14 protein-coding genes are annotated in these 12764 nt (G+C 70.3%); 9 read left to right on the top strand and 5 right to left on the bottom strand.

Annotated elements, in window-relative coordinates; all coding sequences use genetic code 11:
* Positions 1–2: 2 nt before the first annotated feature.
* The 3 genes from NI25_RS12280 to NI25_RS12270 are packed head-to-tail and all read right to left on the bottom strand — an operon-like array spanning position 3 to position 2058.
* Positions 3–779: an AIM24 family protein gene (locus NI25_RS12280; protein WP_061442490.1), complete on the bottom strand. Its 777-nt coding sequence runs from the start codon at positions 777–779 to the stop codon at positions 3–5.
* The gene (locus NI25_RS12275) at positions 776–1426 is read right to left on the bottom strand and encodes an AIM24 family protein (protein WP_061442489.1); all 651 of its coding nucleotides are present in this window, start codon (positions 1424–1426) and stop codon (positions 776–778) included. The genes NI25_RS12280 and NI25_RS12275 overlap by 4 nt, the downstream gene beginning before the upstream one ends.
* Positions 1426–2058, bottom strand: coding sequence for an AIM24 family protein (locus NI25_RS12270; protein WP_061442488.1), 633 nt, complete (start codon positions 2056–2058; stop codon positions 1426–1428). The genes NI25_RS12275 and NI25_RS12270 overlap by 1 nt, the downstream gene beginning before the upstream one ends.
* Before the next feature lie 184 nt (positions 2059–2242).
* Here NI25_RS12270 and NI25_RS12265 point away from each other — a divergent pair, with 184 nt between their 5' ends.
* From NI25_RS12265 to NI25_RS12245, 5 genes are all read left to right on the top strand, one after another.
* Positions 2243–2587, top strand: coding sequence for a DUF3817 domain-containing protein (locus tag NI25_RS12265; RefSeq protein WP_003973588.1), 345 nt, complete (start codon positions 2243–2245; stop codon positions 2585–2587).
* Positions 2584–2877, top strand: a complete 294-nt coding sequence (locus tag NI25_RS12260) for an MTH1187 family thiamine-binding protein (protein ID WP_003973587.1) — start codon at positions 2584–2586, stop codon at positions 2875–2877. Before NI25_RS12265 ends, NI25_RS12260 begins: the two co-directional genes overlap by 4 nt.
* A 76-nt stretch (positions 2878–2953) precedes the next feature.
* Positions 2954–3463, top strand: a complete 510-nt coding sequence (locus NI25_RS12255) for a MarR family winged helix-turn-helix transcriptional regulator (RefSeq protein WP_030402693.1) — start codon at positions 2954–2956, stop codon at positions 3461–3463.
* A gap of 99 nt (positions 3464–3562) precedes the next feature.
* Positions 3563–3904: a DUF3817 domain-containing protein gene (locus NI25_RS12250; RefSeq protein ID WP_059301499.1), complete on the top strand. Its 342-nt coding sequence runs from the start codon at positions 3563–3565 to the stop codon at positions 3902–3904.
* 93 nt (positions 3905–3997) lie between these two features.
* Entirely contained in the window at positions 3998–5698 is a 1701-nt protein-coding gene (locus NI25_RS12245; protein WP_061442487.1) for an acyl-CoA mutase large subunit family protein, read from the top strand.
* A gap of 158 nt (positions 5699–5856) precedes the next feature.
* Here the strand turns inward: NI25_RS12245 and NI25_RS12240 are convergent, their stop codons facing one another.
* Positions 5857–6501 (bottom strand): TetR/AcrR family transcriptional regulator, encoded by a 645-nt coding sequence (locus tag NI25_RS12240; protein ID WP_061442486.1) that lies wholly within the window; start codon positions 6499–6501, stop codon positions 5857–5859.
* 253 nt (positions 6502–6754) lie between these two features.
* Here NI25_RS12240 and NI25_RS12235 point away from each other — a divergent pair, with 253 nt between their 5' ends.
* The 4 genes from NI25_RS12235 to NI25_RS12220 all read left to right on the top strand — a co-directional run bounded on the left by NI25_RS12235 (position 6755) and on the right by NI25_RS12220 (position 11170).
* Positions 6755–7735, top strand: coding sequence for a co-chaperone YbbN (locus tag NI25_RS12235; protein WP_061442485.1), 981 nt, complete (start codon positions 6755–6757; stop codon positions 7733–7735).
* Positions 7736–8388: 653 nt separating this feature from the next.
* Positions 8389–9021 (top strand): DUF6230 family protein, encoded by a 633-nt coding sequence (locus NI25_RS12230; protein WP_061442484.1) that lies wholly within the window; start codon positions 8389–8391, stop codon positions 9019–9021.
* A 117-nt stretch (positions 9022–9138) separates the two neighbouring features.
* Positions 9139–9786: a DUF6114 domain-containing protein gene (locus NI25_RS12225; RefSeq protein WP_061442483.1), complete on the top strand. Its 648-nt coding sequence runs from the start codon at positions 9139–9141 to the stop codon at positions 9784–9786.
* Entirely contained in the window at positions 9776–11170 is a 1395-nt protein-coding gene (locus NI25_RS12220) for a hypothetical protein (RefSeq protein WP_061442482.1), read from the top strand. Before NI25_RS12225 ends, NI25_RS12220 begins: the two co-directional genes overlap by 11 nt.
* A 117-nt stretch (positions 11171–11287) precedes the next feature.
* Here the strand turns inward: NI25_RS12220 and pyk are convergent, their stop codons facing one another.
* Complete coding sequence (pyk, locus tag NI25_RS12215; protein WP_061442481.1) at positions 11288–12718, bottom strand: pyruvate kinase; 1431 nt, start codon at positions 12716–12718, stop codon at positions 11288–11290.
* Positions 12719–12764: the final 46 nt, after the last annotated feature.

Genomic DNA, 12764 nt, shown 5'->3' with positions numbered 1-12764 from the left:
GCTCACAGCCCGAAGCGGCGCTGGAGGTCCCCCAGCTGTCCGGGAAGCCCCGGTACCCCCGAGCGGCCTCCCGGCGCTCCGGAGGGCCCGCCGCCGGGCACGCCCGGCTGCTGCGGCGGAGCCCCCGCGGCCTGCTCCGCCATGAGCGCCTCGCTCGACTGCAGCAGCACCGTCCCCGCCCCCACGAACTCGAACTGGTGCTCCTCCCCGGAGGCGCCGCCGAGCCCCGTCATCGCACGTAGACCGCCCAGTAGGCCGGTCATGTACCCGTGGTCGTAGTGGTGGCACGGGGACGGGCAGTCCGCCCAGCCGACCAGGGCCTGCGGGTCGACCCGGAGCGGCGGTTCCATGAACACCACCGGACCGTTGGACGCGGCGACGAACTTCCCGGTTCCGATCAGCGTCAGAAAGCCGGGCACGATCGACTGCTTGAGTGCGAGGCTTGGCTGAAAAGCGAGCAGGTTGCCCGAGCGAATGGTCAGGTTGCCGTCTTCGAGGTCGTACGAATTCACGTCGAAGGCCCGGTCGGCGAGGAGCATCTTGCCCGAGCCCTCGGCCACGACCCAGTCGCTCGCGTGCAGAGGCGAATGGAACGACGTGCGCACCAGACGGTCCAGCCGGCCGTGCCCGATGCCGTTGAAGTCGATCGTCCCGTAGTAGGCGATCATCTTCCCCTTCTGCAGGAACCACTGGCTCCCCTTGAGCTCCACGCAGAAGGTGTACGCGTTGACGTTGTCGTCGGCCGGCAGCGTCGCCGGGTCGTGGTGGACCGTGCTCACAGCTTCTCCTCGGACGCCTGGACGAACACCGTGCCGCTGCCGCTCAGCTCCAGCTGGAACGCCTCGCCGGAGCCGCGTCCCACCATGTCCCGCCAGCCCAGCGCCGTGGACAGCTTGTTGCGCACGTCCCCGTGGTGGGCGACGTAGGCCTGCGGGTCGACGCGTACCGGACGCTGCGGGGTGATGGGCACCTCGAAGACGCCGCCGTGGGCCATCACCGCCACCGAGCCGTGCCCCTTGAGGGACGTGGTGAACAGCCCCTGCCCGCTCACCTGGCCCCGCACCATGCCCATGACGCCGCCCTGCGAGCCCAGGAACACGGTGCTCTGCTCCAGGGTGCCCTCGAAGGCGAGGAGGCGGTCCGCCTCCACGTACAGGGTGTCGCCCGACAGGTTGATCACCTGCACGTGGTGGCCGCCGTGCCCGAAGAACACGGTGCCGCTGCCCTCCACGGTCATCAGCGGCGTGTCCTCGTTCGCCACCCGGCGGCCGATCATCGACATGACCCCGCCCTGGCCGCCGCGCAGATTGGGGGTGAAGGACACCTCGCCCCGGTAGGCGAGCATGGCCCCGCGCTGGCTGAACAGCCGCTGTCCGGGCGCGACGGTCGCCCGGACCATCTTGGAATTGATCTCCTCGAAGGCCATCACACATCCCCCGCGATCGTGTTCCGCTCGCTCGGCTGCACGTACACCAACCCGTCGCCCTCGAAGCGGATCTGGAAGGCCTCCCCGCCGCCCTCCCCGAACAGGGTGCGGAAGGTCACACCCGACTGGAAGGACTGCCGCAGGTTCCCCTGGTGCGCGACGTACGCCCCCGGGTCGACGGTCAGCGGGTACTGCGCGCTGACCCGCAGCACCACCGCGGGACCGTCGGACATGATCGCCGCCTGCCCGTGTCCCTCGATCGTCGTGGTGAACAGCCCGTTGCCCTGGGAGGCGCCGCGCGTGCCCGTGAAACTGGTGCCGGTCCGCAGCCCGGCGTCGGCCGCCAGGAAGTTGCTCGACTCGACGTACAGCTTGTCGCCCTGGAGACCCACGAGGTTGATCTCCGAGGCCCGGTCCGCGAACCAGCAGGTCCCGTGCCCCTTCACCTCCATCACCGTCATCTGCTCGCCGGTGATCCGCCGGGTCACCATCCCCCGGATGCCCTCACCGCCGCCGCTCAGCTTCTTGAAGGCCATCTCCCCGTCGTACGCGACCATCGAGCCGTTCTTCGCCTTGACGGCGTCTCCGGTCATGTCGACGGCGAGGACCTTGCTGCCTTGAAGTCGGAACATCGCCACGTGGTGAAAGTAGACCCGCCACGGGTGGACGGAACAGGTCCCACGGGCGGAGAACGACCCTGAGTCCATCCCTTGGGGCGTTGTTTGCCACAATGGGGCGACGATTGTGCTTCCGTTCACAAGGCGGACCGCACGCCGCCCGCGCCGACGGCGCATCCCTCCCTCCCGAAGGTGACCCGTGGACCTCAAGACCGCCACCGCCCTCCGCCGCCTCCGCCTGGTCTCGGCCCCCGAGGCGATCTCGTTCCTCCTCCTGCTCGTCTGCTCGGTACTGAAGCGGACCACCGACTTCAACGCGGTGCCGGCGATGGGCATGATCCACGGTGTCCTCTTCGTGCTGTACGTGATCTTCTGGGCGGACGCCTGGAACCGCGCCAAGTGGCCGCTGAAGACCGCCGCGCTCTACTTCGTCCTCTCGGTCCTGCCGACCGGCGGCTTCTTCGCCGAGCGCAAGCTCAAGCGCGAGGCCGAGAGCGCGGTCATCGCCTCCCGCGCCCGCCAGGAAGGGATCGTCAACGCATGATCGTCGCCTTCTCCGTGACGCCGCTCGGCGTCGGCGAGGACGTGGGGGAGTACGTCGCCGACGCCGTCCGGGTGGTCCGCGAGTCCGGGCTGCCGAACCGCACCGACGCGATGTTCACGTCCGTCGAGGGCGAGTGGGACGAGGTCATGGACGTCGTCCGGCGGGCCGTCGCCGCCGTCGAGGCCCGCGCGCCGCGGGTCTCCCTGGTCCTCAAGGCCGACATCCGTCCCGGTGTGACGGACGGCCTCACGTCCAAGGTCGAGACGGTCGAGCGCCACCTCGCTCCCTGACCGTGCCGGCGGGCGGTGGTATCGAAAGGCGAGACGGGGCTGACCGGCATATGACCGGCCGGTAAGGTCTGTGGGCGTGCCGAAGCCCCTCAGTCTCTCCTTCGATCCCATCGCCCGAGCCGACGAACTCTGGGCACAGCGCTGGGGCGGTGTGCCCTCCATGGCCGCGATCACCTCGATCATGCGGGCCCAGCAGATCCTCCTGGCCGAGGTCGACGCCGTGGTCAAGCCGTACGGGCTGACCTTCGCGCGGTACGAGGCGCTGGTGCTGCTCACCTTCTCCAAGTCGGGCGAGCTGCCGATGTCCAAGATCGGCGAGCGCCTCATGGTGCACCCCACCTCCGTGACGAACACCGTGGACCGGCTGGTGCGCTCCGGTCTGGTGGCCAAGCGCCCCAACCCCAACGACGGCCGCGGCACCCTGGCCACCATCACCGACAAGGGCCGCGAGGTCGTCGAGGCGGCCACCCGCGAGCTGATGGCGATGGACTTCGGCCTGGGCGCGTACGACGCCGAGGAGTGCGGCGAGATCTTCGCGATGCTCAGGCCGCTGCGGGTCGCCGCGGGGGACTTCAAGGAGGACTGAGCGGCGGCTCCGGGGGCCGGGCGAGGGCCGGCGGGCGGGCCCGGCGGGTCGCCCGACCCGGTCGAAGATCGCGCGAAACGGGCGGTTACGCTCGTAGCCATGAAAAAGAGCGTGCTGACCCGCTACCGGGTCATGGCGTACGTCACCGGTGTGCTGCTGATCGCGCTGTGCCTTGGCATGATCGCCAAGTACGTGCTGGATCTGGGCGGCGCCGCCGACTTCACCCAGGTCGTCAGCATCGCCCACGGCTGGCTGTACGTGATCTACCTGGTCTTCGCGTTCGACCTGGGCTCCAAGGCGAAGTGGCCGGTGAAGAAGCAGCTCTGGGTGCTGCTCGCCGGGACCGTTCCGACGGCCGCGTTCTTCGTGGAGCGGCGGATCAGCCGGGAGCTGGACGCCAAGGTCGCCGCCACCGAGGCGCCCGCCCCCGTCAAGGCGTAACCGGCCCTTCGCGAGCCGTCCCGCCGCCGTACGGACACCCGTACGGCGGTAGCCCATCGACATTTACTTGGACGTCCTAGTAAATTCGAGGGTATGGACGCTCACGCCATAGAAGAGGGCCGCCGTCGCTGGCAGGCCCGGTACGACGCGGCGCGCAAGCGCGACGCGGACTTCACCACGCTCTCCGGAGACCCCGTGGAGCCGGTGTACGGGCCACGCCCCGGGGACGAGTACGAGGGCTTCGAGCGGATCGGCTGGCCGGGCGAGTACCCCTTCACCCGCGGCCTGTATCCGACCGGGTACCGGGGGCGTACGTGGACCATCCGGCAGTTCGCCGGGTTCGGCAACGCCGAGCAGACCAACGAGCGCTACAAGATGATCCTCCGGAACGGGGGAGGCGGCCTGTCCGTCGCCTTCGACATGCCGACGCTCATGGGCCGCGACTCCGACGACCCCCGCTCGCTCGGCGAGGTCGGGCACTGCGGGGTGGCCATCGACTCGGCCGCCGACATGGAGGTGCTGTTCAAGGACATCCCGCTCGGCGACGTCACGACCTCCATGACGATCAGCGGGCCCGCCGTGCCCGTGTTCTGCATGTACCTGGTCGCCGCGGAGCGGCAGGGCGTGGACGCGTCCGTGCTCAACGGCACGCTGCAGACCGACATCTTCAAGGAGTACATCGCCCAGAAGGAGTGGCTCTTCCAGCCCGAGCCGCACCTGCGGCTCATCGGCGACCTCATGGAGTACTGCGCGGCCGGCATCCCCGCCTACAAGCCGCTCTCCGTCTCCGGCTACCACATCCGCGAGGCCGGGGCCACGGCCGCGCAGGAGCTGGCGTACACGCTGGCGGACGGCTTCGGGTACGTGGAACTGGGGCTCTCGCGCGGTCTCGACGTGGACGTCTTCGCGCCCGGCCTCTCCTTCTTCTTCGACGCGCACGTCGACTTCTTCGAGGAGATCGCCAAGTTCCGCGCGGCGCGCAGGATCTGGGCGCGGTGGATGCGCGACGTGTACGGGGCCAAGAGCGAGAAGGCGCAGTGGCTGCGGTTCCACACGCAGACCGCCGGTGTCTCGCTGACCGCGCAGCAGCCGTACAACAACGTGGTGCGTACGGCGGTGGAGGCGCTCGCGGCGGTACTGGGCGGGACCAACTCCCTGCACACCAACGCGCTCGACGAGACCCTGGCGCTGCCCAGCGAGCAGGCCGCGGAGATCGCCCTGCGCACCCAGCAGGTGCTGATGGAGGAGACCGGCGTCGCCAACGTCGCCGACCCGCTGGGCGGTTCCTGGTTCATCGAGCAGCTCACCGACCGGATCGAGGTCGACGCGGAGAAGATCTTCGAGCAGATCAAGGAACGGGGGCTGCGTGCCCACCCCGACGGGCAGCACCCCGTCGGGCCGATCACCTCCGGTCTGCTGCGGGGCATCGAGGACGGCTGGTTCACCGGCGAGATCGCCGAGTCCGCCTTCCGCTACCAGCAGGCTTTGGAGAAGGACGACAAGAAGGTGGTCGGCGTCAACGTCCACACCGGCTCCGTCACCGGCGACCTGGAGATCCTGCGGGTCAGCCACGAGGTCGAGCGTGAGCAGGTCCGGGTGCTGGGCGAGCGGAAGGCCGCGCGTGACGACGCGGCGGTGAGGGGCGCCCTGGACGCCATGCTGGCGGCGGCGCGGTCGGGCGGCAACATGATCGAACCGATGCTGGACGCGGTGCGGGCGGAGGCGACGCTGGGGGAGATCTGCGGGGTGCTGCGGGACGAGTGGGGGGTGTACACGGAGCCTGCGGGGTTCTAGGCGCCGCGTGTTCCGGTGGGTGTCACCAGGGGGCTCCGCCCCCTGGACCCCCGGATTCATGCCCGCCCACCACCCGACTGGGTCGGCCGAGGGGTCACCCGTCGGTCGGTTCGGTCGGTCGGGAAGTCAGGCGTCACCCGGCTCGGTCGGTCGCGAGGTCACGCGTCATCGGGGTCGGCCGGGTCGGTCGGGCGGGAGGTGAGGCCCCACAGCAGGACCTGGGTCAGGCTCCGCACCCAGTCGCCGTTCGCGGCCTCCGCGCTGACCAGGGTGCGGTGCACCACCGCTCCCGCGACCATGTCGAAGATCAGGTCCGCCGTGCGGGCCGCCTCCGCCGCGTCCGGCTCCGGCGGCAGCTCGCCCCGGGTCTGGGCCCGCGCCCTGCCCTCCAGGACCAGCCGTTTCTGCCGCTCGACGATCGACGTGCGGATGCGCTCGCGCAGCGCGTCGTCGCGGGTGGACTCCGCGACCACCGCCATCAGGCCGCTCCTGGCCTCCGGACGGGCCAGGATCGCCGCGAACTGGAGCACCACGCCCTCGATGTCGTCGGCGAGGGAGCCGCGGTCGGGCAGTTCCAGCTCGTCGAAGAGCTCCGCCACCGCGTCCACGACCAGCTCGTTCTTCCCCGCCCAGCGGCGATACAGCGTCGTCTTGGCAACCCCGGCCCGCGTGGCGACGTCTCCCAGGGTGAGCTTCGACCAGCCGAGGTCGACCAGGGCGGCCCGCGTCGCGGCCAGGATCGCGGTGTCCGCCGCGGCGCTGCGCGGGCGTCCGGCACGGCCGGCGGGGGTGCTGCTCTGCATCCCCCGACCTTAACCGGCGGGTAACACGGGGTCCCCCGTGAGACAGATCACCGGGGCGGGGTGTTCCCGCGGGCCCTCATGGCATTACGCTACGACGCGTAGCGAAAGCGCGGGTCCGCCCGCGCCCCAGCGACGACCACGGGCGTGGGGTGGGGACCCGGCGCCGAGCAGTACACACGTCGAACAGCACACATCCGGGCGGGCTTTCGACCCGGTTTTCACACGCGCGCGCCGTACGGGGGAGGATAGACCCATGCAGCCACGGAACATGTCCATGAGCGGGGTCGTCGACCTCGCCGCGGTGAAGCAGGCCCAGGAGGCCAAGGCGAAGGCGGAGCAGGCGCGTGCCGAGGCGGCCCGCCAGGGCGGCGGGACGGGTGCCGTCTCCCCGGCCGACCTCGTGATCGACGTCGACGAGGCCGGCTTCGAGAGCGACGTCCTGCAGCGGTCCACCGAGGTCCCGGTCGTCATCGACTTCTGGGCCGAGTGGTGCGAGCCCTGCAAGCAGTTGAGCCCGGTCCTGGAGCGGCTCGCCGTCGAGTACAACGGACGCTTCCTCCTCGCCAAGATCGACGTCGACGCCAACCAGATGCTGATGCAGCAGTTCGGCGTCCAGGGCATCCCGGCCGTGTTCGCGGTCGTCGCCGGACAGGCGCTGCCGCTCTTCCAGGGGGCCGCGAGCGAGGCGCAGATCCGCCAGACCCTGGACCAGCTGGTGCAGGTCGGCGAGGAGCGCTTCGGTCTGACCGGTCTCGTCGTCGACCCCGAGGCGGAGCCGGGCGCCGCGCACTCCGCCGCCCCCGAGCGCCCGGCGGGGCCGCACGACGCGGCACTGGAGGCCGCCGTGCAGGCGCTGGACGCGGGTGACCTGGGCGGTGCCGTCCAGGCGTACAAGAACGTGCTGGCCGAGGAGCCGGGCAACATGGAGGCGAAACTGGGCCTGGCGCAGGCCGAGTTGCTCCAGCGGGTGCAGAACGCCGATCCGCAGAAGGTCCGTCAGGACGCGGCCGACAAGCCGGGCGACGCCCAGGCGCAGATCGCCGCCGCCGACCTGGACCTGGTGGGCGGTCACGTCGAGGACGCCTTCGGGCGGCTCATCGACACGGTGCGCGTCACCGCGGGCGACGACCGCGACGCCGTACGGCTGCGGCTGCTCGAACTGTTCGAGGTGGTCGGCGCCGACGACCCGCGGGTCACCGCGGCGCGCCGGGCACTCGCCCGGGCCCTGTTCTAGGCGGCTTCCGGCCGGCGCTCCGGAATCGGCGCGCTAAACGCCATACACGTGTGGCGCGTGTGAAGGAGCTGTCGAAGTGGCGTCACCGCGGCCGCGCTTTACCAAAACTTGGTAATCGCGGCCGCTGTTACTGCCAGTAAGTCGACGGCGTCGATCTGTCGGACTCTGTCCATCGATCAATAGTTTTGTTCCGCCCTCAGGGCACACCCAGCGTCGCCGTTCGGGCCCGGTGCGTCGCCCCGCGGTCACACGGCCGCTACTAGCCAGTAACGAACCCCCTTGTGTCGGCGGCGAGAATGCACCACGATCGGCGACGCTCGGTCCATTCCCGTACCCCGACAGCCGGTCGGGTCGCGGGGGTTCCTGGGTCCCCACCGAGCAGGGTCGGCGGCAGTGATGCCGGCCCTTTGGGCAGGGGGGTCTTCGCTCATCCGGCGAAGCCTGTCCAGCAGGGTTGTGCGTGATGCGTGTCAGGCGCGACCAGTGGTTGTCGCTCGGGGGTGATCGCCGGTTATTCGGGCGCGTTGTACGTGCCGCCGAGTGCGGGCGCTCTCCTTCCCGAGGACGTAGCACTTCTCCCATCCCTGCCAGACCGGGCCGCCGAACCGGCGGCCGGCCGAGGCCAGGAGATGTACGTCCGAGAAGGAGGAAATATGGAGTCCCAGGTGCGTGGCGGGACCAGATGGAAGCGGTTCGCTGTGGTCATGGTGCCCAGCGTCGCCGCCACGGCTGCGATAGGCGTCGCGCTCGCGCAGGGCGCCCTCGCCGCGTCGTTCAGCGTGTCGGGTCAGTCGTTCAAGGTGACGGCGGACCGCCTCGACGGCACGGGCTTTATGCAGTACGGCGCGATCGACTCGGGTTACACGCTGAAGGGCGAGAAGACGGCTCACCCCGTCGCGGTCTCGGCGTTCGACTCGGCGCAGATCAAGAACATGTGCCAGTCCGTGGTCACCCCGGACATCCCGCTGATCGGTTCGGTCAGCCTCATGCTGAAGGCCGGCGGTGGCAGCACCCCGGTCAAGGCGGAGAACCTGTACATCGACGTCGAGGACCTCGAGGCCGATGCCACGTTCCGCGGCATCGACATCGGTGTGGCCGCCAAGGACGCCAACAAGGGTCCCGGCATCAAGAAGGGCGACACCACCAACCCCAACGGGTTCGCGCAGCAGGCCGACTCGGCCACGCTGACCAACGTGAAGCAGACGGCGTGGGCGACCACCGCCGGAACCTTCAAGCTCAGCGGTCTGAAGATGTCGCTGTCCAAGGGTGTCAAGGAGTGCTACTAAGCACTCGTTGACGGGCGGGGGAGCCGGTGGCGCCCCCGCCCGTCCACTCTCCGGCCGCGCCTTCACACGCGGACCGCATCTCCACCACAGCAAAGCCGTACCAGGGAGCTGTTTTCCATGAGCGCCGAGACTCCTGCCGCAGCCGGCCAGTTCACCCGCCGGAGGCTGCAGTTCCGCGCCTGGCGAGGCGCGCGGCCGTTCTGGGCCGGCCTGTTCGTCGCCCTCGGCGGACTTCCCATCGCCTACTTCCCGTACGCGAACCTCCAGATCGGTCACCTGACGCTGGCGATGTCCACCACCGCGGGCGCCGGGTCCCTGATCATCGGCGTGCTGCTGGTCGTCCTGGGCATCAGCCTGTGGTTCCAGAAGCACGTCAGGGTCTTCGCGGGCGTCGCGGCGATCCTGCTGGCGCTGGTGTCCATCCCCGTCTCCAACCTCGGCGGCTTCCTCATCGGCTTCCTCTTCGCACTGGTCGGCGGGGCCATGGCCGTGTCGTGGGTGCCGGGTGAGCCGCCGCAGGCCGAGCCGCCGCTGGAGGGCAAGGGCACGGACGACGCGCCCGAGGGCGCGGTCCCCACCGCCGACGACACCGCGTTCCCCGGCTTCCCGGAGCCCGGGACCCAGGCGTCCGGCCCCGCGGTGCCGGGCCCGCGGGGCGGGCTGGACGACGGGAAGCCCTCCCAGGCCCTCACGGCACCGGGGGCGCACGATCTGTCAGGAACGAGCCCGGCCAACGGGGCGAACGGGAGGCACAGTGCCGGCTGACGAGGTGACCCGCGGGACTGACGTGGAGTCGTCCCGTGTGAGAACCGGGCCGCGCCACGCGGCACCCAAGAAGCCGTTGTTCACCAGGTTCCACATGCCGGCCGGCAAGGCGATAGCCATCGCGGCGATGCCGACGGCCGTGCTCATGGGGATGGGGTTCACGCCGACGCTCGCCCTCGCCGACGGCAACGACGCGTCGCCGCCCTCCAACAGCCTGACGGCCGACGAGTACAAGGACTGCGTGGCGGCCATCGAGGACGCCGAGAAGGACCCGTCCGAGTCGCCCACCCCCTCGCCCTCGGCGACCGACGGGGCCGAGGACGGCAAGGACGACGCGAAGGAGCCCGACCCCTCCGCCTCCACCGGGGACTCGGGCGAGGACGCGGACACGGACGCCGGCACGGACCGGGGCGACTCCTCTTCGTCGGATTCAGGTTCCGACGACAAGGGCGCCAAGGACGAGCAGGCCGCACCGAGCCCCTCCCCCTCGCAGAGTCAGGAGGCGTCCGGCTCGACCGCCGCGCCGTCCCCCTCCGAGTCGGAGTCCAAGGGCGGTCTGCTGGAGGGCATCGGCGACACCCTCGAGGACATCTTCACCGGCGGCAAGAAGGCCGACGAGAGCCCGAGCCCCACGCCGACCCCCTCGGCGTCCGAGAGCGCGTCCGGTGCGACCGGCGCGCTGAAGGACACCACCGACGAGGTCACCGGCGCCGCGAAGGACACCGTCGAGGGCGCCACCGACACGGCGTCGAAGGCGGCCGAGGACACCGGGAAGTCGGTGGACAAGGCGGCCGAGGCGGCCAAGGAGGCGGCGGAGAAGGCGAAGGAGGACGCGGCGAGGGCCAAGGAGGACGCCGCCACCGCCACGCGCACCCCCGGCGCCTCCGAGAGCACCGGCACGAACGTCGACGACTGCCCGGTCGCCACCGACGAGGAGGGCGGCGTCGACAACAAGGTGCCGCTGCCCGACGACCCCTGGTACCTCAACGCCAGCTCGCTGCTGCTGAAGGGCGCCTCCTACGAGGGGATCGTCCAGGTGAAGACGGCCAACGGCACCACCAAGAAGGTGCTGAAGTACGTCATCTCCGACGGCACCGACATCGGCGACCTGCACCAGACGGTGAAGGACAAGCAGGCCGGCAAGACGTACCACGTGCAGGCGGCCAAGGGCTCGACGTCCACGATCCGCGACGGCGACACGGTGATGTACACCGAGAGCATCTCGGGCAACCTGCTCGGGCTGATCCCGGTCACCTTCGACCCCGACAACCCGCCGCCGCTGGACATCCCGCTCATCTACTTCACCAAGGTGACGGTCGTCCAGGCCGGCCAGTTCGGCGGCACGCTCCACATCCCGGGGCTGCACCAGTACGTGACCGACTGACGACGCCCGCGCGCCCCGTCGGGCGCCGCAACGCGCCGTACAACGCCCGAGGGCGCCCCCTGCGACAGGGGGCGCCCTCAGCGCCGTACAAGGGCCCCACGGGGCCGCGGGGTGACGTCAGCCGCGCCGGGTCTCGCCCAGGTGGTGCACGCGGACCATGTTGGTGGTGCCGGGCACGCCGGGGGGCGAACCGGCGGTGATCACGACGATGTCGCCGTCGTTGAACCGGCCCAGGCGCATCGTCTCCTGGTCCACCAGGTCGACCATCTCGTCCGTGCTGTTCACGAACGGCACCACGTGCGGCTCCACGCCCCAGCTGAGCGCCAGCTGGTTGCGGGTGGCCTCGTCGGTGGTGAAGGCCAGGATCGGCTGGCAGGCGCGGTAGCGGGAGAGCCGGCGGGCGGTGTCGCCGGACTGGGTGAAGGCCACCAGGCCCTTGCCGCCCAGGAAGTCGGCGATCTCCGCGGCGGCACGGGCCACCGAACCGCCCTGCGTGCGCGGCTTCTTGCCCGGCACCAGCGGCTGGAGGCCCTTGGAGAGCAGCTCCTGCTCGGCGGCGGTGACGATCTTCGACATCGTCTTGACCGTCTCGATCGGGTACGCGCCCACGCTCGACTCGGCGGAGAGCATGACCGCGTCGGCGCCGTCCAGGATCGCGTTGGCCACGTCGGAGGCCTCGGCGCGGGTCGGACGGGAGTTGGTGATCATCGACTCCATCATCTGGGTCGCCACGATCACCGGCTTGGCGTTGCGCCGGCACAGCTCGATCAGGCGCTTCTGCACCATGGGGACCTTCTCGAGCGGGTACTCGACGGCCAGGTCGCCACGGGCGACCATCACGCCGTCGAACGCCAGCACGACGTCCTCCATGTTCTCGACCGCCTGCGGCTTCTCCACCTTGGCGATCACCGGGACGCGGCGGCCCTCCTCGTCCATGACGCGGTGCACGTCGGCGACGTCCTTGGCGTCCCGGACGAAGGAGAGGGCGACCAGGTCGCAGCCCATGCGCAGCGCGAACCGCAGGTCCTCGACGTCCTTCTCGGACAGCGCGGGGACGTTCACCGCGGCGCCCGGCAGGTTGATGCCCTTGTGGTCGGAGATGACGCCGCCCTCGATGACGATCGTCTTCACCCGGGGGCCCTCGACCTCGGTGACCTTCAGCTCGACGTTGCCGTCGTTGATGAGCACCTGGTCGCCCTTGGTGACGTCACCGGGCAGGCCCTTGTACGTCGTGCCGCAGATCGTCCGGTCGCCCGGGACGTCCTCGGTGGTGATGGTGAACTCGTCACCGCGCACCAGCTCGACGGGACCCTCCGCGAAGGTCTCCAGGCGGATCTTCGGGCCCTGCAGGTCGGCGAGGACACCGATGGCCCGGCCGGTCTCCTTGGCGGCGGCCCGCACCCGGTCGTAACGACCCTGGTGCTCGGCGTGGGTGCCGTGGCTGAAGTTGAAGCGGGCCACGTTCATGCCGGCTTCGATCAGCGTGACGAGCTGCTCGTGGGAGTCGACCGCGGGGCCGAGAGTACAGACGATTTTCGAACGGCGCATGGGTGCCATCCTATCGGTTTGTTTCGGCGCGGAATATTCCGTCTGG

It is taken from the genome of Streptomyces sp. CCM_MD2014, from assembly GCF_000772045.1.
Lineage (GTDB): Bacteria > Actinomycetota > Actinomycetes > Streptomycetales > Streptomycetaceae > Streptomyces > Streptomyces salinarius.
Note: the sequence above shows the minus strand (reverse complement) of the source record. Positions and strands in the feature narration are given on the sequence as shown.